A 23,591-nucleotide genomic window follows, 5' to 3' on the forward strand; every position below is an offset into this window, starting at 1 on the left:
ATGACAGAACGCCCCGCGATTCCAGCCTGCGGCTAGATCGCCCCGAACACCCTGTCGAAGATCGTGTCGACATGCTTCATATGATAGCCGAGGTCGAAAAGTTCCGTAAGCTGGTCCGCCGAAAGCCGCGCGGTGACGTCGGCATCGCCCTTCAGCAGTTCGAGCAGCGAGAGCTGGCCGTCCGATTCCCATACCTTCATCGCATTGCGCTGGACGAGGGCATAGCTATCCTCGCGGCTCGCGCCCGCCTGCGTCAGCGCCAGCAGCACGCGTTGCGAGTGGACGAGGCCGCCCATGCGGTCGAGATTCTTCTGCATCCGCTCGGGATAGACGAGCAGCTTGTCGATGACGCCGGTCAGCCGCTCCAGCGCGAAGTCGAGCGTGATCGTCGCGTCGGGTCCGATGAAGCGCTCGACCGACGAGTGACTGATGTCGCGCTCGTGCCACAGCGCGACATTCTCCATCGCGGGGATCGCGGCGCTGCGCACCATGCGCGCGAGGCCGGTCAGATTCTCGGTCAGCACCGGGTTGCGCTTGTGCGGCATCGCCGACGAACCCTTCTGCCCCGGCGAGAAATATTCCTCTGCCTCGAGCACTTCGGTGCGCTGGAGATGGCGAACCTCGACCGCGAGGCGCTCGATCGACGACGCGATGACGCCGAGCACGGCGAAGAACATCGCATGGCGGTCGCGCGGGATGACCTGCGTCGAGACGGGCTCGATCGTCAGGCCGAGCTTGGCCGCGACATGCGCTTCGACGCGGGGATCGATATTGGCGAATGTGCCGACGGCGCCCGAGATGGCGCAGGTCGCAATTTCGGCGCGCGCGGCCTGCAGGCGGAGTTTGCAGCGCGAGAATTCGGCATAGGCCTCGGCGAGCTTGAGCCCGAAGGTTACCGGTTCGGCGTGGATGCCGTGGCTGCGGCCGATCGTCGGGGTGAGCTTGTGCTCATAGGCGCGGCGCTTGATCGCTTCGAGCAACGCGTCGATGTCGGCGAGCAATATGTCGGCGGCTTGGCTGAGCTGGACCGCAAGGCAGGTGTCGAGCACGTCGGAGCTTGTCATGCCCTGGTGCATGAAGCGTGCTTCATCGCCGACATTCTCGGCGACCCAGGTCAGGAAGGCGATGACGTCATGTTTGGTCACCGCTTCGATCGCGTCGATCGCGGCGACGTCTATCACGGGGTTCGTCGCCCACCAGTCCCACAGCGCCTTGGCCGCGGATTTGGGCACGGTGCCGAGTTCGGCGAGCGCGTCGGTCGCGTGCGCTTCGATCTCGAACCAGATGCGAAAGCGATTCTCGGCCGACCAGATCGCGGTCATTTCCGGCCGTGCGTAACGCGGAACCATTGAATTTCCTTCCTTTTCGGGCGGCTTGTCGCGGAATCCCCGCGAAACCGGGTCGGGGCGCCCCGTAGCAGGGACGGGGCGTTTCGCCAAATGTCCAGCGACCGCAACTTTGGCGAAATCCGGCGGGTTGATCCTTCGCCCCATCAGAAAGGCGACCGGCAAATCAAGGTCGCCGATACAGGAGAATGAATGTGTTGAAACAAGTGCTTTTGATCGGCGCAGCCGCTGTCAGCTTCCCCGCCCTGGCCCAGACGACGGCGCCGATGGACGAACAGCCCGCCCCGACGACGCAAACGCCGCCGGCGCCCACCGACACGACTGCGCCGACGCCCGACAGCACCACCCCGACGGACCAGACGGCGCCGACCGATCAGGCGCCGACCGAGGACGCGCTTCCCAGCGACACGCCCCCCGCGGCCGAGCCGACCCCTCCGGCTGACCAGCCCGCTCCGGATGACGAGGAAAAGCCCGAGTCGGAACCGGAATAAACCTTACGCAGGAGTAATATCATGTTGAAACAGATGCTTTTGATCGGTGCCGCCGCGGTGAGTTTTCCCGCGCTGGCCCAGACCACCCCGCCGGCTTCGGACCCGATGAGCCAGCCGACGACGACCGAGCCCGTGAGTCCGGCGCCGGCACCCGCGCCGGACACGACCAGCCCGACGCCTGACACCACGAATCCGGCCCCGATGCCCGATTCGTCGACTCCGCCGGCGGCGACCGAAGCCGCTCCGTCGAGCGCAGCGGCGACGCCGACCCAGATCGCGCAGATCGTCGAACAGGAATTCCCGACCTATGACGGGGACAAGAACGGCGACCTCAATGAAGCCGAATTCGGCGTGTGGATGAAGAAGCTGCGTGCCGCGACCGACCCCAGCGCCGACGTCGAATCGGCCGAGGTGACGAGCTGGATCGGACAGGCCTTCGCGTCCGCCGACGGCGACAAGTCGGGCGGCGTGAACAAGACCGAACTCACCGGTTTCCTGTCGCGCGGCGCCTGAACGGCGCCCCGCGGGGTGGTGCGGCCGTCGGAGCGATCCGGCGGCCGCATCGCCGTGCATAGGGTTGGGTCTATGCGGGTTGTTCAACCGCGATGATCGTCAGCCGGTGCTCGACGCCGCCACGGTCGGGCCAGTTGATCGACTGGCCGACGCTCAGCCCGATCAATCCGGCGCCGACCGGAGTCAGGATCGAAATCCGCCCTTCGGCTATGTTGGCTTCGGCGGGATAGACAAGGCGCAATGTCCGCTCGGTGCCGCTCCTCGCATCGGTGAAGGTCACCGTTGACCCCATTGTGACGACGTCCGGCGGGATCGCGGCGCGGACGCAGATTGCAGCGCGATCGATCTCGTCGAGCAGCAGTTCATAGAATGCGATCGAATCGCGCTGCTGTTGCAGCGTGAGCTCGGTCAGCGCATCGGCTTCGCTGTCGATCATGCGGATAAGGGGCATCGCGGCCCCGCTATTCTTGTTGGTCATGGCGCGGACTTTCCGGCTGGCGCGCGGCGGCCTGCCACGCACGGCAATGTGGGACGGAAGGTGCCCCGGGCTCGGGGCGATCGCGCCGGAACCCGGGGCTAAATGCCCGCGAGAAGCTGTCCCCCGTGATGGCGGAAGCGGAGAAGGCCGCGCCGAATCTGCATGACGGGAATCATGTGGCCGCGAACCGGGGAAGTCAAACGGGTCCTGACCCTAGATCAGTCCCATCGCGCGGAAGCTCCGGTAATCAGACCCACCGATAATGATATGATCGTGGAGAGCTATCCCGAGTTTCGCGGCTGCGGCGGCGATATCCTTGGTGATCGCGATGTCCTGACGGCTCGGTTCGGGGCTGCCGCTCGGATGGTTGTGAACCAGGATGATCGCGGAGGCGCCGAGTTCCAGCGCGCGTTTGATCACCTCGCGCACATAGATCGCCGACTGGTCGATCGATCCCTCGCTCGCCAGTTCGTCGCGAATGAGCATGTTGCGCGAGTTGAGATAAAGAATGCGGACGCGCTCGACGTCGATCGGCCCCATATCGGCGCGGAGCCAGTCGAGCAGCGCATCCCAGCTGGACAGGAGCGGCTTGTCGCGAAATTCGCCTTTCAGCAAGCGCAGGCCGGTCGCCTGAACGATCTTGAGCGCCGCGATGCCGGTGTCGCCGAGCCCGTCGACGCGGCGTAGCGATTCGGGGTCGGCGCTCACGAGTTGCGCCAGCGATCCGAATTCGCGCAGCAGCGCCTTGGCGAGCGGCTTGGTATCGCGGCGCGGAATCGCGAGCGCGAGCAGATATTCGACCAGCTCATAATCCGCGAGCCCGTCCGCGTCGTCGAGCAGGCGCGAGCGCAGTCGCGCGCGGTGACCGACATGATCCGGCGTGTCCCCCATCATCGCCGCAATAACCGCCTTGTGAGGCGCACTCAACGGTCATAGGAAAAGGAAGATGGCGAACCGGATCAATTTCCTGCATCGAAACGGGATTTCCGGCGTTTCTGGTGTGAACGGGGCCTGGGTCGAGGGACGAGATTTTGCCGCCATGACGTCATCGGCCAATTCCCATGACTGACGTGGCAGGCGGCGAGCAGCCGCGGTTCAAATACCGGACTTTATTGTTCAAGAAGCGCTGGCTGACCGCCGGCGCGGTGATCATCCTCGTCGCGGGGGTCTGGATCGCCCGCGAACCGATCGCCGATGAATTCATCCGCGACCAGCTCGGCAGTCGCGACGTTCCTGCGCGTTACACGATCGAGCGGATCGGTTTTCGCAGCGAGGTCTTGTCCGATATCGTAATCGGCGACCCGAAGCGGCCCGACCTCACGGCAAAGCGCGTCGAGGTCCTGCTCGGCTATGGCTGGTCGGGGCCCTATGTGTCGGGAATCAACGCCGACGGTGTCCGGCTTTACGGGCGTTTCGTCGACGGGCGCCTGTCGTTCGGTTCGCTCGACAAGTTCCGCGACCCCGAAAGCAAGGATCCCTTTGCCTTGCCCGACCTGTCGGTCGCGCTTCGCGATGCACGGGCGCGCGTTGAAACCCCGTGGGGGGATATCGGCGCGGCGCTGAATGGTGGCGGCAATCTGCGCCGCGACTTCACCGGCAAGCTCGCACTCGTCGCGCCGCGGGTCGGGGCGGCGGGATGCCACGGTGATAATGTCAGCTTCTATGGCACGGTCCTGGTCCGCGACGTCCGGCCGCAGCTGGTGGGCCCGCTGCGCGGCGGCGGGCTGCGCTGCGCGGGCGGCAGCGTCAGCGCGGCGTCGCCGCAAGTCGCGCTCGACCTGTCGCTGTCAGAGAATCTGCAAAGCTGGAAGGGCAAGGCCGACGCCAGCATCGTGCGCCTCGTCGCAGGCCCGATCGCGGCCGACCGAATGGGGTTGCGCGCAAGTTTCGACGGCACCGCGGTGCTGACCAGGCTCGACGTCGATGCCGATATGGCGCGCCTGCGCGGACCCGATTTCGCTGCCGCGAGCGTGAACCTCGAAGCGAAGGGCAGCGTCGGCAGCGCGGCGCCCAAATTCGACGGACGCATCGGTTTCGCGCGTGCGAGCAGCAGCGCGGACTTGCGCCGTTCGCTCACCGAAAGCGCACGCGGGCTGTCGGGGACGCCGATCGGGCCGCTGGCGGCAAGGGCCGTCGGGGCCTTGAGCCGCGTGCTCGCCGATGCGAGCGGCAGTGCGGGTTTCGCAATCGCGGGCGAGGGGCCGACCGCGCGGGTCGATTTGATCGCGCCCGAACTGACGAGCGCGAGCGGCGCGCATTTTACCGGCAGCGCCGAAAGCCGTATCGGCTATCTTTATGGCGCCGACGATCCTGCGGTGATCGCGACGGGGCGCTGGAGCATCGGCGGAGGCGACCTGCCCGCGGGAACGCTGAGCCTCGATCGCAGTGCCGAGGGGAAGGTCACCGGTCTTGCGAGCTTCGAGCCCTATGGCGCCGAAGGGGCAAGGCTGGCGTTGACGCCGGTGCGTTTTTCGGGTGGCGCGGGCGGGCTTCTCCGCTTCGCGACGACGGTGGCGCTGTCGGGACCGCTCGCGGGCGGCCGCGTCGAGCGGTTGACGGTGCCGCTGAACGGCTTTCTTGCCCCCACGGGAGCGCTCGCATTCGACGGCGGGTGCAGCCGGGTCGCTGCCGACCGGATCGAGGTCAGCGGGTTCCGGATCGGCCGCAGCGCCATCGATCTGTGCAGCCGTCCGGGGGCTCCGCTGCTCAGCGCTGGGCCTGCTGGCCTGCGCGGCGACATTCGCATTCCGCGCATTGCCCTGAGGGGAACAAGCGGCAGTTCGCCGTTCAGCCTGACCAGCGGCCCGGCGAACCTGGACCTGTCGGCGATGCGCTGGTCGCTGGCGCGCGCGGACATCGCGCTGGGCGAGGGGGAGGACGTGACCCGCTTCGCCGCTGACACCCTCACCGGGCGGGCGACACCGCAGGGCATGGCCGGTGAGCTTCGCGGCGCGGAGGGCAAGATCGGCGCGGTGCCGCTCAACATGAGCGAGATTGCGGGGCAATGGCGCTTCGCGAAAGGCGCGCTGACACTCGACGGCGGCCTTCTGCTCACCGACGCGGCGCCCGACCCGCGCTTCTTCCCGCTCGTCAGCGATGATGCGAGCCTGCGGTTCGCAGACGGGGTCATCGAAGCGAAAGCCGGCTTCAACGAACGGAAGACGGGGACGAAAATTCTCGACACGCTGATCCGCCATCGCCTCGCCGACACTAGCGGTTCGGCGGACCTCGCCGTGAAGGAGTTGCGGTTCGACGATGCGTTCCAGCCCGACCAGCTTACCAGCCTCGCGCTCGGCGTCGTCGCCAACGTTCAGGGTTCGGTCGTCGGCGACGGGCGGATCGAGTGGACCGCCGACGGCGTCACGAGCCGCGGCACCTTCGCAACCGCCGACGCAAGTCTGGCGGCTGCATTCGGCCCGGTCACCGGGCTGACGACGACGCTCAGCTTCGACGATCTCATCGGGCTCAGGTCGGCGCCGGGGCAGATCGCGAAGATCAACGAGATCAACCCCGGCATTCCCGTGATCGACGGCGAAATCGAATATCGGCTGCTCGGCGACAACCGCGTCCGCATCGAGGGCGGAAGCTGGCCTTTCGGCGGCGGCCAGTTGCTGCTCCACCCCACGACGCTCGATTTCAACGCTGACAATGCCCGGCGGCTGTCGTTCGACATCGTCGGGGTTGACGCCGCGGTGTTCCTGCAGAATTTCGGGTTCGACAATATCAATGCAACGGGCGTGTTCGACGGCACCCTGCCGGTCGAATTCGACGGGCTCGGCGGGCGGATCGTGGACGGGCGCATCGATTCGCGCGCCGGCGGGGGGACGCTCGCCTATGTCGGCGAATTGTCGAACCGCAATCTCGGCACGATCGCCAATTTTGCCTTTGGCGCGCTGCGCAGCCTCAAATATGACGATCTGACGATCATATTGAACGGGGATCTCGACGGCGAAATGGTGACCGACATCCGCTTTGGCGGCGTGGGGCAGGGCGAGGGCGCGACGCGCAATTTCCTGACCAATCAGGTCGCGAAACTGCCCCTGGTCTTCAATGTGAAGATCACCGCGCCGTTCCGACAGCTCCTGACGTCGGCGAAGGGATTCTATGATCCGTCGCTGCTGATCGAACAGAATCTCCCGGCCCTTATGCGGGCCCAGGAAGAAGCCGAATCCGCCGCGAGGGGAGAGGACGCCCCCGTTCAGCCACCAGAAAGCGAGCCTGTGCGATGAAGATAAACAAGACTGGAGCAAGGAGGCTGGCGATTGACGTCAGGCATATTGCGGTGATGATAGGTGCGCCGACCCTGATGGGAGCCTTGGCGGGCTGCGTTCAGATCGAAACGCCCGATAAGCCGATCGAAATCAACCTGAATATCAACATCCGGCAGGAAGTGGTGTACAGGCTGGATGGCGATGCCAAAAAGCTCATCGAGCAGAATAGCGAGATATTCTGATGGGGAAGAATGTGATGCGTATGACCAAATGGAAACCGACCGGACTGGCGCTTGCCGCGATCGCGGCAACGGCTGCCGTGGCCCTTGCCGTGCCGTCGGCGATGGCGCAGCGCGACCCGGCCTATGCCGCGGCGCGCGCCGCCGGGCAGATCGGCGAGCAGCCCGACGGCTATCTGGGTTTCGCGACGACGCCGACCCCCGCGATCCGCGCGCTGGTGCAGGACCTCAATATCAAGCGGAAGGCGGCTTATACCGCGAGCGCGCAGTCGACGGGCAGCACCGTCGAGCAATTCGCCTTTACCAGCGGCTGCAATCTGATCGCGAAGACCAAGCCGGGCGAAAAATATCAGACCCCGGGCGGCGCGTGGAAAACCCGCGATGCCAGCCCGCCCGAACGCGACGCGCGCTGCCCGTAAGATCCGAATCCGAATAATGGAGCCCGAGGGCTCTCATATGCCGCCGCGCCCCTAAACGCGGCGGCATTTTTGTGCGCACAAGCAGAAGCATTGACTTAAGCGGGCGGCGTTCCTAAACGGACCGCGCCTTAGGGGTCCCCCGAATTTTCGGGCCTTTTTTTGTAGGCGGAATCGGGAGTTTCCGGTTCTGTTTCAGGAGGATGGCGAGAGAATGACGGGGAATGGCAGCGATCCGGAACTTGGCTCTGAGGATTCGCGCCTGGTCTCGCTCGAAGAGCGATTGGACCGGGCCGAAGCCGCAGAAGCAAGAAGGACCGCAGTGACCGCCGGACCGGAGACCGATGCGAATTACAAGCTCGGTAATCGTGTTCTGGCCGAGCTGCTGGGCGGGATCGGTGGCGGCGCACTGGTCGGTTGGACGATCGACCATTTTGCCGGCACGGCGCCCTGGGGCCTGTTGGTGGTGCTGTTCCTCGGAATAGGCGTCGCCTTCAGAAACATATTTCGGATTGCGAATGTTCGGCCCAAAAAGCCGGATTGACAGGATTTTAGGCGAGGTATCGCGTGGCGGATCAAGGCAAAGTGGACCCGATGCACCAGTTCGAGGTGCAGAAGATGTTCGACATGTTCCATGTCGGGGGTCAGGAGGTTGCCTTTACCACCAGCGCGCTGTGGATGGTCATCGCGGGCCTCTTGCTGTGGGTCTTCATGATCGGCGGGATGAAGCGCCAGCTCGTTCCTGGCCGCTGGCAGGTCGCCGTCGAGGGCTTCACCGGCTTCATCTCCAGCATGATGAATGCCAATATCGGCCCTGAAGGCCGCAAATATACGCCCTATGTCTTCTCGCTCTTCATGTTCATCCTGATGCTGAACGTGCTGGGTCTGATGCCCTTCGGCCTGTTCGGCCTGCACCCCTTCACCGTGACGAGCCACTTCGCGATCACCGGCGTGCTCGCGATCCTCAGCTTCGCGATCGTGCTGATCGTCGGCTTCTGGCGCCACGGTTTCCATTTCTTCTCGCTCTTCGTGCCGCATGGCACCCCGATCTGGCTGATGTGGCTGATCCCGGCGATCGAACTGGTGTCGTTCCTCGTCCGCCCGTTCAGTCTCGCGCTGCGACTGTTCGTCGCAATGACCGCGGGCCACGTGCTGATGAAGGTGTTTGCGTCGTTCATCATCGACGGGATCGCGGCGGGCCCGGCGATCGGTATTGGTGTCGGCCTCCCCAGCATGGCATTGATGATCGGTATCAGTGGTCTCGAACTGCTGGTCGCGGGTATCCAGGCTTATGTTTTCGCGCTGCTCACGTCGCTCTATCTGAACGACGCGATCAATCTGCACTGATTTTTCAACTGCATAATTATCGTTTTTCCCAAGGAGTATAAAATGGACGTTCAAGCTGCTTCGCTCATCGGCGCCGGTCTGGCCGCTATCGGTGCCGGTATGGCCGCCATCGGTGTGGGCAACGTGTTCGGTAGCTTCCTCGAAAGCGCGCTGCGCAACCCCGCGGCGGCCGACGGCCAGCAGGGCCGCCTGTTCATCGGCTTCGCGGCCGCCGAACTTCTCGGCCTGCTGTCGTTCCTGATCGCGATCCTGCTGTACCTCAAGGCAGCCTGATTTCGTCTGCGGGGCCGGCGCGCTGAGCGCGGGCCCCGCGACTGCTTTTCTTTTGTCGGTCGAGTAAATCCATGCCTCAAATCAGCCAATTTGCTGAAAGCTGGTACGCCGCATCTCAGATTTTCTGGGTGCTGCTGACCTTCGGCTTCGTCTTTTTCGTCATCGGCCGCGGCATGCTGCCGAAGATCGAGGCGACGGTGGACGCGCGCGACCGCAAGGTGGCCGACGATCTGGCAGCGGCGAAAGCTGCGCACGCCGCGGCCGACGGTCTGGAAGAAAGCTATCGCCAGCAGAGCGACGCGAGCCGCGCCGCCGCGCAAAAGGCGGTGACCGACGCCAAGGGCAAGGCCGCGAAGGACGCCGAAAAGCGTTTGGCGAAGGTCGATGCCGAACTCGCGGACAAGCTGGCGGCAGCGGAAGCCGAAATCGGCGCCGCGCGCTCGTCGGCAATGGCGGAAATCGAGGCGGTCGCGGCCGAAGCGGCGGGCGACCTCGTCGCCAAGCTCTCGGGTGTGAAGGTTGCCGCGGCGGACGCCAAGGCAGCGGTGAAGGCGGTGCTCCATGGCTGATTTCCTAATGATCCTGGCCGAAGGTGCCGCTGAACCGAAGTCTTTCGGTATCCTCACCGCGACAAGCTGGGTTTCGATCGCCATGGCGATCTTTATCGCGATCCTGTTGTGGAAGAAGGTGCCGGCGATGATCGCGGGCATGCTCGACAACAAGATTGCCGAGATTTCGAAGCAGCTCAAGGAAGCCGAGGCGCTGCGCCTCGACGCCGAATCGCTGAAGGCCGAATATGAGGCGAAGCTTGCCGACGCCGCCAAGGAAGCCGATGAAATGCGCGCCCGTGCCGATGCCGAGGCCGAGGCGCTCGTCGCCAAGGCAAAGGCCGACGCGACCGCGCTGATCGCGCGCCGCAAGCAGATGGCCGAAGACCGCATCGCGGCGGCCGAAGCCGGCGCGCTCGCCGAGGTCCGCACGGCGGCCGCCAAAGCGGCGACCGAAGCGGCCGCACGGCTGATCGCCGACAAGCATGACGCCGCGGCCGACAAGGCGCTGGTCGATCAAGCCATCGCGGGTGTCGCCCGGAGCTGAGCTCTTCGCCACTGCCGGATAAACGAAGCGCCCGCGGTCTTCCGCGGGCGTTTTGCTTTGTGCAATGTGGGAAGTGTTGGCTGAACGACCGGTTTCGACCGATTGCGGACATCAATGGAATGTGCTGATTATCTACGTATGAGCATATCTGCGATCAATGCCGACGCATTTGTCACCGAAGCGTTGGAGGCGCTTAAGGTCTGGGGAATTCGGGACAGCGCTGGCTTTCCAACATCAACAAATGCATCCGGCGAAATTGCGATGCCGTTCTGGTCATCGGAAGCGCGGGCAAAGCGGGTCGTTGAAACTGTGAACGCCTACAAAAATTTCGAACCGGTTCCAATAGAGCTGACTACCTTCGCCGAAAAATGGCTGCCCGGTATGCAGAAGGACGGCCTGCTTTGCGGACTAAACTGGTCGGGAGAACGGGTAACAGGCTACGACCTCGCACCTAGTGACGTGCTAGCCAAGTTTATGGCCTACAGGCCTTAGGTCCGCTTTCCACCCCAAAGCGGACATCGGAAATATGCAGGCTTGGCTCCCGCCGTTCCCGCCACCAGCCGCTAATCATCGCCCGGTCGCGCGCCGATCTTTGGCGGCATGATGCGTTTCGCAAGCCCGTGATACAGCCGCGTCGGGCAGATTTGTGCGCTGGTCCAGTCGGCGATCAGCGCGGTGGCGAACAGCGGCAGGATGATGCCGCGCGCCGCGGTGGTTTCGATCAGGATGATCACTGCGGTCAGCGGCGCCCGTACGACCCCGACGAAATAGGCGGCCATGCCCAGCATCACGACCGCGCCCGCCGGACTTTCGGGAAAGGCGGGGGTCAGCAGATTGCCGAAACCGGCGCCGACGGCGAGCGATGGCGCGAAGATGCCGCCCGGTGCGCCGCTGAGTGTCGAGGCGAGCGCCGCGGCGAACTTGGCCGGGAAAAACCAGAGCTTGCCCTGATGGCCTTCGACCAGGAATTTCGTGACGTCATAGCCCGTGCCCCACGTGCCGCCGTTGGTCGCGATCCCGACGAGCGCGACGACGAGGCCGCATCCCGCAGCGAACAGCACCGGCTGCGTGGCTGCGCGCCGGGCCCAACCGGTCGAGCGGTCGCTTGCCGCCAGGACGATCCTTGCGAACAATCCGCCGGCCAGCCCGCCGCCGATCCCGGCTATCGGCGCGATCAGCAGCACGTCCGAAACGGGCAGCGTATCGCGCATCACGCCGAAATAAACATAATCGCCCGCAACCGACAGGCTGACGAGACCGGCGATCAGGACAGCGCCCATCGTCAGCACGGCGACGCGCTGTTCATAGGCTGCTGCGAGTTCCTCGATGGCAAAGGCGATGCCCGCGAGCGGCGTATTGAACGCCGCCGCGACGCCTGCCGCACCGCCGGCGATAAAGACGCCCGCGGTGACGCGGACTTTGAGCAGGCGGTGCATCGCGACCATGATCGCCGCGCTGACCTGAACCGTCGGCCCCTCGCGCCCGACCGAGCCGCCGACCGACAATGTGGCGATCGTCAGACCGAGCTTGGCAAAGGCGGTGCGCAGCGACACCAACGGCCCGGTCGCTTCCTGCTCGGGGCGGCGCCCGGCGGCAATGATTTGCGGGATGCCCGAACCGCGCGATGCCGGGAAATAGCGGTTCGCGGTCCAGACGATCAGCGCAAAGGCGGTCGGTGTGATCAGGAGTGGCAGCCACCAGGCGCGATCCGAAATGCGAAAGATCAGGTGCTGCGCCCGGTCGCCGGCGGCGGCGAAGGCCAAGGCCACCAGGCCCAGCAGGATCGCACCGCCGACCATCGCGACGCGGCGGCGAATATCACCGACTTCGCTGCGGGCGCGACGATTGAAGCGATGCTGCGCGAGGCGGGCCCAGCGCGGGATTGTCGGCTTGGAAGGCATGGGGGAGGGCTGTGAACCCGCCGCCAGCCGGGCGCAACCCCTGTCCCGCGATCGCGTCGGCCCGGCAGGTTCAGGCGGGTGCGAATTCCCCCGTCGCTTCGTCCATCACATGCAATATCCCGTCGCCGATCGCGAAAAAGGCGCCGCGCAGTTTCAGGCTCCCACGCTTTTCCTTCTCCTGGATGCAGGGGAAGGTGCGCAAATTCGCGATACTCACGCGCACGGCCGCCATTTCCATCGCGCGGCCCGCTTCGCGGTTGTCGATCTGTGGATGGGCGGCACGCACCGCCTCGCTCGCCTCGTCGAGCAGGCCGATCCAGTCGGCGATAAAGCCGCCGCGCCCGGGCTCCGCGCCTTCCATCGACTTGTGGAGCGCTGCATGGCACCCGCCGCAAAGGCCGTGCCCCATCACGACGATTTCCTCGACCTTCAGGAACTGCACCGCGAATTCGAGCGCCGCCGAGACGCCGTGGCGTCCCGGGGTCGTCTCGAACGGCGGCACCAGCGCCGCGACGTTGCGGACGACGAAGATTTCGCCCGGGCTGGTGTCGAAAATCTGCGAGGGTTCGGACCGGCTGTCCGAACAGGCGATCACCATCACCTTGGGCGACTGTCCTTCGGCAAGCTGTTCCCAGCGTTCGCGTTGCTCCGCCCAGCCGCCGTTACGGAAACGCCGGTAGCCCTCGATCATATCTGTAAAGTGAGTCATGGAGGCGCCTTAGCATAGGTAGAGAGGTTGAGAAGAGGCGCGTGCGCGACTATGTGGGCGGCATGAACGCTCCCGCCCAGCCTCAACCGGCCTCCGCCGTCACCCCCAGCCAGCGCCAGCGCAAGCCCGACTGGATCCGCGTCAAGGCGCCGACCAGCCCCGGCTATGCCGAAACGCGCAAGCTGATGCGCGAGCTGAACCTGCACACGGTTTGCGAAGAGGCGGCGTGTCCGAACATCGGCGAATGCTGGACCAAGAAGCATGCGACGGTGATGATCCTCGGCGATACCTGCACCCGCGCCTGCGCCTTTTGCAACGTCAAGACCGGGATGCCGCGCCCCGTCGACCTGCTCGAGCCCGAACATACGGCGATCGCCGCGGCGAAGATGGGGCTCAGCCACATCGTCATCACCTCGGTCGACCGTGACGATTTGCCCGATGGCGGCGCGAGCCAGTTCGTCAAGGTGATCAACGCGCTGCGCCGCGAAACGCCGCAGACGACGATCGAAATCCTGACCCCCGACTTTCGCAACAAGCCCGAAAGCGCCGTCGCGGCGATCGTCGATGCGCGCCCCGACGTCTATAACCATAATCTCGAAACCGTGCCGCGGCTCTATCCGACGATCCGCCCCGGCGCGCGCTATTATGCCTCGCTGCGCCTGCTCGAAAGCGTCAAGCGTCGCGATCCGTCGATCTTCACCAAGTCGGGCATCATGCTCGGCCTTGGCGAGGAGCGGATGGAGGTCCATCAGGTGATGGACGACATGCGCAGCGCCGACATCGATTTCATGACGATGGGCCAATATCTCCAGCCGACGCCCAAACATGCCAAGGTCGCGGAATTCGTGACGCCGCAGGCGTTCGACGCCTATGCGCAGATCGCGCGCGCGAAGGGCTTCCTGCAGGTCGCGTCATCGCCGCTCACGCGTTCCAGCTATCACGCCGGCGACGATTTCGAACGGATGCGCGCCGCGCGCGAGGCGCAACTGGCGCGCGTGAAGGCGGACTGATTGCCCCGGCACCACGAAACGCGCGAGCTGCCGTACAGCGACGAGCAGATGTTCGCGCTCGTCACCGACATCGCGCGCTATCCCGAGTTCCTGCCTTGGGTCGTCGCGCTCCGCGTCCGCGACGACAGCGAGCATGAAACCGTCGCCGACATGATCGTCGGTTTCAAGGGCCTGCGCGAGAGCTTTTCGTGCCGCGTGCACAAGCAGCGCCCGCACGAGGTCATCGTCAGCTACATCGACGGGCCGATGAAGCATCTCAGCAACGAATGGCACTTCCGACCCGCCGAGGGCGGCGGTTGCCGCGTCGATTTCATGGTCGACTTCTCGTTCCGCAGCCGCATGTTCGAGGCACTTGCCGGCCAGATGTTCGACAAAGCGCTTCGCAAGATGATCGCCGCGTTCGAGGCGCGCGCGGACGCGCTTTACGGCGCGGGGAGGGCGACATCCTCCGACGGGCGCAGCCCGTCCTTTTCGGGCTGAAGCAGGCTGAGCGCAAACAGTGTCGCGTGATGACGGATCGTCGCGCGATCGGTCGATTCGAACTGGATGCGCTGGGTGAAATAATCGTCGGGATCCTGCCCGCGCAGCGCGCGCGCGAAAACGACAAGGCCGACGGGCTTCTTTTCGGATCCGCCGCCCGGGCCCGCGATCCCGGTGATCGCGACCGCGACATCGGCATCGCTGTTCGCCAGCACGCCCGCCGCCATCGCCCAGGCCGTGGCGAGCGACACTTCGCCGAAGGTTTCGAGGATTTCGCTGCTGACGTCGAGCTGCGACTGCTTCGCATGCCCCGAATAGGTGATGAAGCCGGCGGAGAAGACGTCCGAACTGCCCGCGATGTCGGTCAGCGCGGCGCTGACCATCCCGCCGGTGCAGCTTTCGGCAACGGCAACTTTGCGTCCTGCAGCGCGATTGCTGGCAAGGACGTCCGCGGCAAGTTCGTCGCGCGCCGAAAGGCGCGCTTCTTCGACAGACTGCAAGGTTCAATTCTCCGGAAGTTGTACGGTCGCGACGGCCTGGGCCGATATCCCCTCGCGGCGGCCAGTAAAGCCCAGCCGCTCTGTCGTTGTCGCCTTCACACTAACCCGTCCGACCGGAATCGCAAGGATTTCGGCAATCCGCTCGCGAATTGCGACGCGGTGCGGGCCGATTCGGGGCTCTTCGGCGATGATAGTCAGGTCGAGGTGCCCGATCCGTCCGCCGTTCGCTGCGACGCGATCGCCAGCAAAGGCGAGAAAGCGGTGCGATGCGGCGCCGCGCCATTGCGGATCGCCGGGCGGGAAATGGTCGCCGATGTCGCCGTCGCCCAGCGCGCCGAGGATCGCGTCGGTCAGCGCATGGAGCGCGACGTCGGCATCGCTATGGCCTTCAAGGCCATGACTATGCTCGATTTCTATGCCGCCGATCCACAGCGGTTTTCCCTCCACCAGACGGTGGACATCATATCCCATGCCGACGGCCGTTCGCATCATCGTGCCTGTCCCCAATAGCCCCGCGAGCATGGCCATATCTTCGGCATATGTCAGTTTGTGGAGGCGCGCGTCGCCGGCGACGGTTGCAACGGCGACGCCGGTCTGCCGCACGAGCTGGGCATCGTCGGTCGCGCTCGCCCCCGACGCCCCGGCATGCGCGCGGCGCAGGGCGCCGAGCCGGAACGCTTGCGGGGTCTGCACGCGCGCCAGCCTGTCGCGCGCGGCGACGTCGCCCGCGACGCCGCCGGCCTGCTCGACCAGCGTATCGGGAACGGGCAGCGTCGGAATGGCCGCGTCGGCATTGCCAAGCGCGTCGAGCAGCCGGTCGATCACCTCGGGGCCGACCCCCGGGCGCGCGGCGTCATGGACGAGCACGATCGCGCCATCCTCCCAATCAGCGAGCATCGCGAGCGCATTCGCGACCGACTGTTGCCGTTCGGGTCCGGGCTCGGCGGAAATCCAGCCATCGGGAAGGGGTGCGGCTGCGGCCATGACGTCGCCGTCGCCGACCAGAACGCCGCGTGAAATGCGGGGATACGCCGCGAAGGCGTCGAGGCTCCAGGCGAGCACGGTCCTGCCGCCGAGCAACTCCAGCTGCTTCGGCCGTGCGAATCCCGCACGCGCGCCTCGCCCGCCGGCCAGCAATATGACCGCCACGCGCGGCGAAAGGGGGAGGGCGGACTCGTTCATCGTGCGCGCCGGTTAGCGCAGCCGCAGCTTGCGGGGAAGCGGCTTAGCGTGTAGGGGCGCTGCTTAAATTTTAGGCAATTCGAAAGCTCCCCGCTTATGGCGCCGCTCCGGCCCATTCAGATCGGCAACATCACCATCGCGGATCCCGTGATCCTCGCGCCGATGACCGGCGTCACCGACCTGCCGTTCCGCAAGCTCGTGCGATATTATGGCTCGGGGCTCAACGTCACCGAGATGATCGCGAGCCAGGCCGCGATCCGCGAAACGCGCCAATCGATCCAGAAAGCGGCGTGGGACCCTGTCGAAGAGCCGGTGTCGATGCAGCTCGTCGGCTGCACCCCCTATGAAATGGGCGAGGCGGCCAAGCTCAACGAGGACCGCGGCGCGTCGATCATCGACATCAACATGGGCTGCCCGGTGCGCAAGGTGACCAATGGCGACGCCGGATCGGCGCTGATGCGCGACCTGAAGCTCGCCGCGGCGCTGATCAAGTCCTGTGTCGAGGCGGTCTCGGTGCCGGTAACGGTCAAGATGCGCATGGGCTGGTGCCACGACAGCCTGAACGCCCCCGAACTGGCGCATATCGCCGAGGATCTGGGGGCGAAGCTCGTCACCGTCCATGGCCGCACGCGCAACCAGATGTATCGCGGCGAGGCCGACTGGGGCTTTGTGCGCAAGGTGAAGGATGCGGTGTCGGTCCCGGTCATCGTCAACGGCGACATCTGCTCGGCCGCCGACGCCCGGAACGCGCTGGCGCAGAGCGGGGCCGATGGCGTGATGATCGGCCGCGGCGCCTATGGCCGCCCGTGGCTGCTCGGCCAGGTCATGGCGGCGCTGCGCGGCGAAGCCGAACGGCCAGAACCCGGTATCGACGAACAATATGACGTCATTACATCGCATTACCGCGCGATGATCGACCATTATGGCGAAATGACCGGGGTCAATATGGCGCGCAAGCATCTTGGCTGGTACGTCAAGGGCCTGCACGGCTCGGCCGAGTTCCGCAACAAGGTCAACCAGATCCCCGACAGCAAAGGCGTGCTCGATGCGCTCGAGCAGTTCTATACGCCTTTCCTGAGCAGGGCCGCCGCGTGACCACGCTCACGTCGAGCATCCCGAACTTCGACCATGACGAACTGATCCAGTCGCATCCGGTTCCGACATTGCTGATCGACCGGGGCGGGGTCGTCCTGTTCGTCAACGCCGCCGCCGAACAACTGTGCAACATCAGTCGTTCGGCGATGGTCGGGCGGGTGGTGTATGACGTGATCCGGATGGACCGCAGTTATCGCCAGCGGATGAGCGACGCCGCGACCTCGGCGCTTTTCGCGCATCGCGCCGAAATATCGGTGGGGGGACGCAAGTCGGTCTTCGTCGACATGCAGATGGTTCCCTATGGCCACAGCGGCCATCGCATCCTCGCGCTCGTTCCGGCGCAAAGCGAGGCCGAACTGATGGGCGGCGCGATCGGCCGCTCGGGGCGCGCGGCGGGCGCCGCCGCGTCGATGCTGGCGCACGAAATCAAGAATCCGCTCGCCGGCATCAAGGGTGCGGCGCAATTGCTGGCGCGCAAGACCGATACGGCGGGCGAGCGCTTCACGACACTGATCTGTTCCGAGGTCGATCGGATCGCGACGCTGATCGACCAGATGGAGCATTTTTCGCGCGGCCAGCCGATCGCGTGCAGCCCGATCAACCTGTACCAGCCGATCCACCAAGCGATGGAAACCGCGCGCGCGCGCCAGTTCCCGGGGGTGCGCTTCGCGGAGGATTTCGACCCTTCGCTGCCGCTCGTCCACGGCAATCATGACGCCATGGTGCAGATATTGCTCAACCTGCTGACCAACGGCTGCGAGGCGTTGGGCGGGCGCGACGACGGCGTCGTCCGCCTGACGACCGCCTACCGGCACGGTCTGTCGATCGACAATGGCGACGGGCGCGGGCGCATCGCGCTGCCGATCGAGGTCAGCGTCAGCGACAACGGTCCCGGCGTCCCCGCCGACATCCGCGGCGACCTGTTCGATCCCTTCGTCACGACGAAGCGCGAGGGGCGGGGGCTCGGCCTTGCACTCGTCGCCAAGCTCGCGCGCGACATGGGCGGCACGGTCCAGCATATCCGTGACGGCGACTGGACGCGTTTTCGCGTACATCTCCCCGTCGCGCCAAAGGGACGCAAGGCATGAATCCGGGCAAGACGATCCTGCTTGTCGAGGATGATCCGGCGATCGCGATGATCATCCGCGAAACGCTCGTCGGCGAATGCGGCCATTTCGCGTCGGTCGGCAGCCTGGCCGAACGCAACGCCTGGCTGGCCGATCATCGCCCCGACCTGGTCATCACCGACGTCGTATTGCCCGACGGCGACGGCATCGATTCGCTGTCGCACACGGGCATCGACCCCACGACGCCCGTGATCGTGCTGTCGGCGCAGAATACGCTCGACACCGCCGTCCGCGCGACGGGGATCGGCAGCTACGATTATCTGCCCAAGCCTTTCGATCTCGACGAACTCACCGCCAGCGTCCGGGCCGCGCTTGAAAAGCGCAGCGAACCGGCGACGCGCGACGCCGCGGCGCCGGCCGACAGCCACGGACTGGTCGGCCGCGCGCCGGCGATGCAGGCGGTCTACCGTACCATCGCCCGCCTCGCGTCGAACGATCTGGCGGTGTTGATTCTCGGCGAATCGGGCACCGGCAAGGAAGTCGTTGCGCGCGCGATTCACGCGACCGGACTGCGCCGGAACGGACCGTTCGTCGCGATCAACATGGCCGCGATCCCGCGCGAATTGATCGAGGCGGAGCTGTTCGGGCACGAAAAGGGCGCGTTCACCGGCGCCCACAGCCGCAATGCAGGACGTTTCGAGCAGGCGGCGGGTGGCTCGCTTTTCCTCGACGAGATCGGCGACATGCCGCTCGAAGCGCAGACGCGGCTGCTCCGGGTGCTCCAGAGCAATGAATATTCGACCGTGGGCGGTAATCAGGCGCTGCGCGCCGACGTCCGCGTCATCGCCGCGACGCACCGCGACATGCGAACGCTTGTCGCCGATGGCCGGTTTCGGGAGGATCTTTTCTACCGGCTCAACGTCATTCCCGTCACGCTGCCGCCACTACGCGACCGCCGCAGCGATATTGCCGCCCTTGTCGGTCATTTTGTCGAGGCGGGGCGCAGCTCGGGGCTTCCCGACCGTCAGTTCGCCCCGGAGGCGATGCAATGGCTCGAACGCTACGACTGGCCGGGCAACGTCCGCGAACTCGGCAATGTCGTCCAGCGGCTCGCCGTATTGTCGCGCGACACCGTGGTGACGGTGCGCGACGTCGAGACGGTGCTCCAGGAAAATGGCGAGGGGGGCGGGGCCGTCGAACCCGCCGTGCTGATCGCGCGCGCCGTCGATGACTGGGCACGCGAGCAGATGGCGGCCGCAATGGGCGACGGCGACCTTCACGAGCAGCTCGAAGCGATCGTCGAGGCGGCGCTTTTCCGGCGGGTCTTGCGCGATGTACGCGGCAATCAGCTCGAGGCGGCGCGGCGACTCGGGATTAACCGCAACACGCTGCGCAAGCGGCTGGGGCAGCTCGACATCGATCCGGCGCATCCCTGAAACCGGGCAATAATCCCGAAATCGGCGCTATTGGGCGATATTCGCGCCGATTGTGTGTTTTCTATGCAACAGGATTGTCGTAACGCGGCAACAATGGCGCATTCGGCATCCTTGGCATTCGACATGGATTCGGACGACGAGGAAGTGCGTTCGGGCTTCTGGCGCTTTGGGGCGCCCGAATATTATACGCTGGGCGTCATCGTCAGCGTGGCGATCGCGACATATATCTTCGTCACGGGCGACGCGCAGAGCGAACGATTGCTGACCCCGGCGCTGGTGGCGGCTATCATGGTCGTCAACCTCGTCCCGGCGATGGCGCTGATCGTGCTGATCGGCAGCCGCGTCGCGCGCGCGCGCGCTGTGCGTTCGATGGCGGGCGGGAATGGCCGCCTCCATGTCCGGCTGGTGGCCTTATTCTCGTTGATTGCGGCCGCGCCGACGCTGCTCGTCGTGATCTTTGCATCGCTATTGTTCCAGTTCGGCGTCGACTTCTGGTTCTCCGACCGGTCGCGGGGCATGTTCGAAAATGCGGCCAGCCTTGCCGAGGGCTATTATCAGGAAAATCAGCGCCAGGTTGGCGCGAACACCTTTGCGATGGCGACCGACCTCGGCACGCGTTTGAAGCAATATCCGATCGATGCGCCGGGATTTAACGATTATTATTTCCAGCAGGTGGTCGTTCGCAGCCTGAACGAATCCGCGATCATCGAGATAGGGCGCGACGGCGTCGCGCGGACCGCGACGGCGATCGACCCCGATGAGCGGCCTGCGGCAAGCCGGCTCAGTGCTGCGATGATCGCACGTCTCGACGCGGGCGAGGATGTCGTCGTCGTGCGCAGGTCCGATCGTATCGAAGCCGCTGCGCGGTTGCCGGGAACCGATCGCGCCTTCGTCTATGCGTCGCGCGACACCAATGTGCCGGGATTTCAGCAATCGGCGCGCGCCAGTGCGGTTTTGGCCGACTACAACAGCCTGTTCGATCGGTCGCAAATGCTCCAGTTGCAATTTAACGGCGCGCTCTATCTGGGCTCGTTGCTGTTGCTGGCGCTCGCGGTGATCGCCGCGATCGTCGTCGCCGACCGCATCGTGCGCCCGCTCGGGACGCTGATCGGTGCAACGCGAACGGCGGCGGGTGGCGACCTGTCGGTGCGCGTGACGCCGCCGGCGCGCGACGATGAAATCGCGGTGCTCACCCGCGCGTTCAACCGCATGACCGAGCAGCTGGAAGGGCAAACGGGAGCACTCGTCAGCGTCAACGAGCAATTGGAGACGCGGCGAAGCTTCATCGAGGCGGTGTTGAGCGGGGTGTCTTCCGCGGTGGTATCGGTCGATGCGGATCGCCGCATTCTGCTCGCCAACGCCGCCGCGGAGCGGTTGATCGGCCCGTCCGCCGACGACCTTACCGGTCTTTTGCTCGACGACGTCGCGCCCGAACTGGCGCGTCTGTTGACGAGCCACGAGCGCGAGGGGATCGTGCAACTGTCGCGCAAGGATGCCGAGCCGGCGACGCTTGCCGCCAAGGCGGTGGTGCAGGGCGACGGATTCGTCCTCAGTTTCGAGGACATCACCCAGCAGTTGCTCGACCAGCGCCGCGCGGCCTGGTCCGACGTCGCCCGGCGCATCGCGCACGAGATCAAGAATCCGCTTACCCCTATCCAACTGGCAGCCGAGCGGCTCCAGCGTCGTTTCGGCGAGAAGATCGACGGCGATGCGGCAACCTTCCGAAAGCTCACCGACACCGTGATTCGGCAGGTTCATGACATGCGGCGGATGGTCGACGAATTTTCGAGCTTCGCCCGGATGCCCAAGCCGACCTTCGGGGTCGAGGACGTGCGCGACATCCTGCGCCAGGCGGTATTCCTTTTCGAGGTAGCGAAACCCGACATTGCCTTTTCGGTCAAGACGCCGGCCGAGATCGAGCCCCTCGTCTGCGATCGCCGTTCCCTGTCGCAAGCCTTGACGAACATTGTCAAAAACGCCGTTGAAGCAATTGAAGAAAAATTCAAAAATTCCGACGAAGTCGCAACGGGGCATGTCGGCGCAACGCTGGATGTCGGCGCGGCGGGCGAAATCGTCATTCGCGTCACCGACGACGGCATCGGGCTGCCCGAAGCACGCGACGCGATCGCCGAACCCTATATGACGACACGTCAGGGCGGAACGGGGCTGGGCCTCGCGATCGTCAAGAAGATCGTCGAGCAACATTATGGCGAATTGGAGTTTTCGGACAATCCGGCGGGGCAAGGAACATGCGTGACCCTGACGCTCCATCCCGATCGGCTCCGGCCCCTGGCCGGGAAGGGTGGGGAGCAGAATATGGGGCAGAGTGAAACGGTTCCGGGGCGCATCCGCAACCGGCAGGACAGAGAAGATCATGGCGCTTGATATTCTGATCGTCGATGACGAACGCGACATTTGCGACCTCGTCGCCGGCGTCATGGAAGACGAAGGTTATGAGGCGCGCACCGCGTCGGACAGTGATTCTGCGCTCGAGGCGATCCGTCAGCGGCGGCCGTCGCTCGCGCTGATCGACGTCTGGCTCCAGGGCTCGCGTCTCGACGGGCTTGGGCTGGTCGAAGCGATCAAGGCGTTCGACCCGACGCTGCCGATCATTGTCATTTCGGGTCATGGCGGGCTCGACACCGCGGTTGCAGCGATACGCCGCGGCGCGTTCGACTTCATCGAAAAACCGTTCGAGGCCTCGCGCCTGCTTCACCTCGTCGAGCGCGCGACCGAAAGCGAACGACTGAAGTTCGAATATGAACAGCTGCGCGAAAAGGCCGGGCCGTCGGACGAGCTCACCGGCACCAGCGCCGCGATCAACAATGTCCGCGCCACGCTGAAGCGCGTTGCGGGAACGGGAAGCCGCGTGCTGATCACCGGCGCGCCCGGCGTCGGCAAGGAAGTCGCCGCACGCGTGCTGCACGGATGGAGCGGCAGGCACAATGCGCCGTTCCGGGTCATTTCGTCGGCGCGCATGGACCCTGAAACGGTCGAAACCGAATTGTTCGGCTCGGAGGCCGAAGATGGATCGATCCGCGTCGGCCTGCTCGAACAGGCGCATGGTGGCACGCTGTTCCTCGACGAGGTCGCCGACATGCCGCTGACCACGCAGGGCAAGATCCTGCGCGTCCTGACCGATCAGAGCTTCGCCCGTGTCGGGGGCCGCACGATGATCCGCGTCGATGTCCGCATCATTTCGGGGTCGGCGCGCGACCTGATGACCGAAATCGCCGAAAACCGGTTTCGCGAGGATCTATATTATCGGCTCAACGTCGTGCCCGTGCATATCCCGCCGCTGCGCGAGCGGCGCGACGATATTGCCAGCCTCTGCGATCATTATATCCGCCGCTACGCCGCCGACCGCCGCGTTCCGCCGCCGGAGATCAGTTCGGAGGCGATGGCGGCGCTCCAGGCGCATGAATGGCCGGGTAATGTCCGCGAACTGCGCAACGTCATCGAACGCGTAATGATCCTTGCGCCGAGCGATCGGCTGGCGCGGATCGATGCCGACATGCTGCCCGCCGAACTGGTCCGCGGCGGAACCGATATCTTGCCCAATTCGGAATCGATCACCGCGATCCCGCTGAAGGAGGCGCGCGAAAATTTCGAGCGCGAGTATCTGCGCATCCAGATCAACCGCTTTTCGGGCAATATTTCGCGCACCGCGACCTTCATCGGGATGGAGCGGTCGGCGCTGCACCGCAAACTGAAACTTTTGGGCCTTACCGAGAGTTCGGACGGCGAGGGATAGCGGCTTTGCGCTAGACCTTCCGCCTGCTTTGCCGCATATTGCTTTCAA

26 protein-coding genes are annotated in these 23,591 nt (G+C 65.2%); 19 read left to right on the forward strand and 7 right to left on the reverse strand.

Going from position 1 to position 23,591, the window contains the following annotated elements; translation table 11 throughout:
* Nucleotides 1-32 precede the first annotated feature (32 nt).
* Nucleotides 33-1,349, reverse strand: coding sequence for an adenylosuccinate lyase (purB, locus tag HDC29_RS08605; RefSeq protein ID WP_179496202.1), 1,317 nt, complete (start codon nt 1,347-1,349; stop codon nt 33-35).
* Nucleotides 1,350-1,540: 191 nt separating this feature from the next.
* Between purB and HDC29_RS19225 the strand changes: the two genes are divergently transcribed.
* Both HDC29_RS19225 and HDC29_RS08615 read left to right on the forward strand, forming a co-directional pair.
* Nucleotides 1,541-1,837 carry a hypothetical protein gene (locus HDC29_RS19225; protein ID WP_257018120.1) on the forward strand — a complete coding sequence of 99 codons (297 nt, stop codon included), beginning with the start codon at nt 1,541-1,543 and terminating at the stop codon, nt 1,835-1,837.
* 21 nt (nt 1,838-1,858) lie between these two features.
* On the forward strand, nt 1,859-2,350 hold the full coding sequence (locus tag HDC29_RS08615; protein ID WP_179496204.1) for a calcium-binding protein: 492 nt from the start codon (nt 1,859-1,861) through the stop codon (nt 2,348-2,350).
* 70 nt (nt 2,351-2,420) lie between these two features.
* Here HDC29_RS08615 and rnk read toward each other — a convergent pair whose 3' ends face one another.
* On the reverse strand, nt 2,421-2,828 hold the full coding sequence (rnk, locus tag HDC29_RS08620; protein ID WP_257018121.1) for a nucleoside diphosphate kinase regulator: 408 nt from the start codon (nt 2,826-2,828) through the stop codon (nt 2,421-2,423).
* A gap of 213 nt (nt 2,829-3,041) precedes the next feature.
* Entirely contained in the window at nt 3,042-3,722 is a 681-nt protein-coding gene (gene radC / locus HDC29_RS08625) for a DNA repair protein RadC (RefSeq protein ID WP_179496206.1), read from the reverse strand.
* Nucleotides 3,723-3,774: 52 nt separating this feature from the next.
* Here radC and HDC29_RS19230 point away from each other — a divergent pair, with 52 nt between their 5' ends.
* The 10 genes from HDC29_RS19230 (at nt 3,775) to HDC29_RS08670 (ending at nt 10,901) form a co-directional block, all read left to right on the forward strand.
* Complete coding sequence (locus tag HDC29_RS19230; RefSeq protein ID WP_257018122.1) at nt 3,775-3,897, forward strand: hypothetical protein; 123 nt, start codon at nt 3,775-3,777, stop codon at nt 3,895-3,897.
* Complete coding sequence (locus HDC29_RS08630) at nt 3,890-7,057, forward strand: YdbH domain-containing protein (protein WP_179496208.1); 3,168 nt, start codon at nt 3,890-3,892, stop codon at nt 7,055-7,057. Before HDC29_RS19230 ends, HDC29_RS08630 begins: the two co-directional genes overlap by 8 nt.
* Nucleotides 7,054-7,281 carry a YnbE family lipoprotein gene (locus tag HDC29_RS08635; RefSeq protein WP_257018123.1) on the forward strand — a complete coding sequence of 76 codons (228 nt, stop codon included), beginning with the start codon at nt 7,054-7,056 and terminating at the stop codon, nt 7,279-7,281. The genes HDC29_RS08630 and HDC29_RS08635 overlap by 4 nt, the downstream gene beginning before the upstream one ends.
* 20 nt (nt 7,282-7,301) lie before the next feature.
* On the forward strand, nt 7,302-7,697 hold the full coding sequence (locus tag HDC29_RS08640; RefSeq protein ID WP_179497387.1) for a YdbL family protein: 396 nt from the start codon (nt 7,302-7,304) through the stop codon (nt 7,695-7,697).
* Between the two features lie 211 nt (nt 7,698-7,908).
* Nucleotides 7,909-8,238: an AtpZ/AtpI family protein gene (locus tag HDC29_RS08645; RefSeq protein ID WP_179496210.1), complete on the forward strand. Its 330-nt coding sequence runs from the start codon at nt 7,909-7,911 to the stop codon at nt 8,236-8,238.
* 50 nt (nt 8,239-8,288) lie between these two features.
* On the forward strand, nt 8,289-9,041 hold the full coding sequence (locus HDC29_RS08650; RefSeq protein ID WP_179496212.1) for a F0F1 ATP synthase subunit A: 753 nt from the start codon (nt 8,289-8,291) through the stop codon (nt 9,039-9,041).
* A gap of 42 nt (nt 9,042-9,083) precedes the next feature.
* Nucleotides 9,084-9,314, forward strand: a complete 231-nt coding sequence (locus HDC29_RS08655; RefSeq protein WP_037515205.1) for a F0F1 ATP synthase subunit C — start codon at nt 9,084-9,086, stop codon at nt 9,312-9,314.
* Nucleotides 9,315-9,385: 71 nt separating this feature from the next.
* A complete protein-coding gene (locus tag HDC29_RS08660; RefSeq protein ID WP_179496214.1) occupies nt 9,386-9,883 on the forward strand; it encodes an ATPase in 498 nt (165 codons plus the stop codon).
* Nucleotides 9,876-10,409 carry a F0F1 ATP synthase subunit B gene (locus tag HDC29_RS08665; protein ID WP_179496216.1) on the forward strand — a complete coding sequence of 178 codons (534 nt, stop codon included), beginning with the start codon at nt 9,876-9,878 and terminating at the stop codon, nt 10,407-10,409. The genes HDC29_RS08660 and HDC29_RS08665 overlap by 8 nt, the downstream gene beginning before the upstream one ends.
* A gap of 114 nt (nt 10,410-10,523) precedes the next feature.
* Complete coding sequence (locus tag HDC29_RS08670) at nt 10,524-10,901, forward strand: DUF2750 domain-containing protein (RefSeq protein ID WP_218844311.1); 378 nt, start codon at nt 10,524-10,526, stop codon at nt 10,899-10,901.
* Nucleotides 10,902-10,972: 71 nt separating this feature from the next.
* Here the strand turns inward: HDC29_RS08670 and HDC29_RS08675 are convergent, their stop codons facing one another.
* Both HDC29_RS08675 and HDC29_RS08680 read right to left on the reverse strand, forming a co-directional pair.
* On the reverse strand, nt 10,973-12,310 hold the full coding sequence (locus HDC29_RS08675; RefSeq protein WP_179496218.1) for a chloride channel protein: 1,338 nt from the start codon (nt 12,308-12,310) through the stop codon (nt 10,973-10,975).
* Nucleotides 12,311-12,380: 70 nt separating this feature from the next.
* Entirely contained in the window at nt 12,381-13,019 is a 639-nt protein-coding gene (locus tag HDC29_RS08680) for a carbonic anhydrase (RefSeq protein WP_179496220.1), read from the reverse strand.
* Nucleotides 13,020-13,081: 62 nt separating this feature from the next.
* On the opposite strand from HDC29_RS08680, the gene lipA reads away from it, so the two are divergent.
* Together lipA and HDC29_RS08690 are read left to right on the forward strand one after the other, a co-directional pair.
* Entirely contained in the window at nt 13,082-14,029 is a 948-nt protein-coding gene (gene lipA, locus HDC29_RS08685) for a lipoyl synthase (RefSeq protein ID WP_179497391.1), read from the forward strand.
* A complete protein-coding gene (locus HDC29_RS08690; protein ID WP_179496223.1) occupies nt 14,030-14,509 on the forward strand; it encodes a type II toxin-antitoxin system RatA family toxin in 480 nt (159 codons plus the stop codon). It abuts the gene before it with no gap.
* On the opposite strand, the gene HDC29_RS08695 is transcribed toward HDC29_RS08690, so the two are convergent.
* Both HDC29_RS08695 and ispF read right to left on the reverse strand, forming a co-directional pair.
* Nucleotides 14,452-15,009, reverse strand: coding sequence for a CinA family protein (locus HDC29_RS08695; protein WP_179496225.1), 558 nt, complete (start codon nt 15,007-15,009; stop codon nt 14,452-14,454). The two genes, HDC29_RS08690 and HDC29_RS08695, sit on opposite strands and share 58 nt — an antisense overlap.
* A gap of 3 nt (nt 15,010-15,012) precedes the next feature.
* The gene (gene ispF / locus HDC29_RS08700; RefSeq protein ID WP_179496227.1) at nt 15,013-16,191 is read right to left on the reverse strand and encodes a 2-C-methyl-D-erythritol 2,4-cyclodiphosphate synthase; all 1,179 of its coding nucleotides are present in this window, start codon (nt 16,189-16,191) and stop codon (nt 15,013-15,015) included.
* A 96-nt stretch (nt 16,192-16,287) separates the two neighbouring features.
* Here ispF and dusB point away from each other — a divergent pair, with 96 nt between their 5' ends.
* The 5 genes from dusB to HDC29_RS08725 all read left to right on the forward strand — a co-directional run bounded on the left by dusB (nt 16,288) and on the right by HDC29_RS08725 (nt 23,543).
* Nucleotides 16,288-17,286, forward strand: a complete 999-nt coding sequence (dusB, locus tag HDC29_RS08705) for a tRNA dihydrouridine synthase DusB (protein WP_179496229.1) — start codon at nt 16,288-16,290, stop codon at nt 17,284-17,286.
* Nucleotides 17,283-18,374: a nitrogen regulation protein NR(II) gene (locus HDC29_RS08710; protein ID WP_179496231.1), complete on the forward strand. Its 1,092-nt coding sequence runs from the start codon at nt 17,283-17,285 to the stop codon at nt 18,372-18,374. The genes dusB and HDC29_RS08710 overlap by 4 nt, the downstream gene beginning before the upstream one ends.
* On the forward strand, nt 18,371-19,789 hold the full coding sequence (locus tag HDC29_RS08715) for a sigma-54 dependent transcriptional regulator (protein ID WP_179496233.1): 1,419 nt from the start codon (nt 18,371-18,373) through the stop codon (nt 19,787-19,789). The genes HDC29_RS08710 and HDC29_RS08715 overlap by 4 nt, the downstream gene beginning before the upstream one ends.
* 123 nt (nt 19,790-19,912) lie before the next feature.
* Nucleotides 19,913-22,174 (forward strand): ATP-binding protein, encoded by a 2,262-nt coding sequence (locus HDC29_RS08720; RefSeq protein WP_257018125.1) that lies wholly within the window; start codon nt 19,913-19,915, stop codon nt 22,172-22,174.
* Nucleotides 22,164-23,543, forward strand: a complete 1,380-nt coding sequence (locus tag HDC29_RS08725) for a sigma-54 dependent transcriptional regulator (RefSeq protein ID WP_179496237.1) — start codon at nt 22,164-22,166, stop codon at nt 23,541-23,543. The genes HDC29_RS08720 and HDC29_RS08725 overlap by 11 nt, the downstream gene beginning before the upstream one ends.
* The last annotated feature ends 48 nt before the right edge of the window (nt 23,544-23,591 follow it).

The sequence above is a fragment of the Sphingopyxis sp. JAI108 genome, from assembly GCF_013410105.1.
Classification (GTDB): Bacteria; Pseudomonadota; Alphaproteobacteria; order Sphingomonadales; family Sphingomonadaceae; genus Sphingopyxis; species Sphingopyxis chilensis.

Excerpts from the sequence above, each read along its gene's own strand:
- purB (WP_179496202.1), bottom strand. The coding sequence starts at position 1,349 with ATGGTTCCGCGTTACGCACGGCCGGAAATGACCGCGATCTGGTCGGCC.
- HDC29_RS08615 (WP_179496204.1), top strand. The coding sequence starts at position 1,859 with ATGTTGAAACAGATGCTTTTGATCGGTGCCGCCGCGGTGAGTTTTCCC.
- rnk (WP_257018121.1), bottom strand. The coding sequence starts at position 2,828 with ATGACCAACAAGAATAGCGGGGCCGCGATGCCCCTTATCCGCATGATC.
- radC (WP_179496206.1), bottom strand. The coding sequence starts at position 3,722 with ATGATGGGGGACACGCCGGATCATGTCGGTCACCGCGCGCGACTGCGC.
- HDC29_RS19230 (WP_257018122.1), top strand. The coding sequence starts at position 3,775 with ATGGCGAACCGGATCAATTTCCTGCATCGAAACGGGATTTCCGGCGTT.
- HDC29_RS08630 (WP_179496208.1), top strand. The coding sequence starts at position 3,890 with ATGACTGACGTGGCAGGCGGCGAGCAGCCGCGGTTCAAATACCGGACT.
- HDC29_RS08635 (WP_257018123.1), top strand. The coding sequence starts at position 7,054 with ATGAAGATAAACAAGACTGGAGCAAGGAGGCTGGCGATTGACGTCAGG.
- HDC29_RS08640 (WP_179497387.1), top strand. The coding sequence starts at position 7,302 with ATGACCAAATGGAAACCGACCGGACTGGCGCTTGCCGCGATCGCGGCA.
- HDC29_RS08645 (WP_179496210.1), top strand. The coding sequence starts at position 7,909 with ATGACGGGGAATGGCAGCGATCCGGAACTTGGCTCTGAGGATTCGCGC.
- HDC29_RS08650 (WP_179496212.1), top strand. The coding sequence starts at position 8,289 with ATGCACCAGTTCGAGGTGCAGAAGATGTTCGACATGTTCCATGTCGGG.
- HDC29_RS08655 (WP_037515205.1), top strand. The coding sequence starts at position 9,084 with ATGGACGTTCAAGCTGCTTCGCTCATCGGCGCCGGTCTGGCCGCTATC.
- HDC29_RS08660 (WP_179496214.1), top strand. The coding sequence starts at position 9,386 with ATGCCTCAAATCAGCCAATTTGCTGAAAGCTGGTACGCCGCATCTCAG.
- HDC29_RS08665 (WP_179496216.1), top strand. The coding sequence starts at position 9,876 with ATGGCTGATTTCCTAATGATCCTGGCCGAAGGTGCCGCTGAACCGAAG.
- HDC29_RS08670 (WP_218844311.1), top strand. The coding sequence starts at position 10,524 with ATGGAATGTGCTGATTATCTACGTATGAGCATATCTGCGATCAATGCC.
- HDC29_RS08675 (WP_179496218.1), bottom strand. The coding sequence starts at position 12,310 with ATGCCTTCCAAGCCGACAATCCCGCGCTGGGCCCGCCTCGCGCAGCAT.
- HDC29_RS08680 (WP_179496220.1), bottom strand. The coding sequence starts at position 13,019 with ATGACTCACTTTACAGATATGATCGAGGGCTACCGGCGTTTCCGTAAC.
- lipA (WP_179497391.1), top strand. The coding sequence starts at position 13,082 with ATGAACGCTCCCGCCCAGCCTCAACCGGCCTCCGCCGTCACCCCCAGC.
- ispF (WP_179496227.1), bottom strand. The coding sequence starts at position 16,191 with ATGAACGAGTCCGCCCTCCCCCTTTCGCCGCGCGTGGCGGTCATATTG.
- dusB (WP_179496229.1), top strand. The coding sequence starts at position 16,288 with ATGGCGCCGCTCCGGCCCATTCAGATCGGCAACATCACCATCGCGGAT.
- HDC29_RS08715 (WP_179496233.1), top strand. The coding sequence starts at position 18,371 with ATGAATCCGGGCAAGACGATCCTGCTTGTCGAGGATGATCCGGCGATC.
- HDC29_RS08720 (WP_257018125.1), top strand. The coding sequence starts at position 19,913 with ATGGATTCGGACGACGAGGAAGTGCGTTCGGGCTTCTGGCGCTTTGGG.
- HDC29_RS08725 (WP_179496237.1), top strand. The coding sequence starts at position 22,164 with ATGGCGCTTGATATTCTGATCGTCGATGACGAACGCGACATTTGCGAC.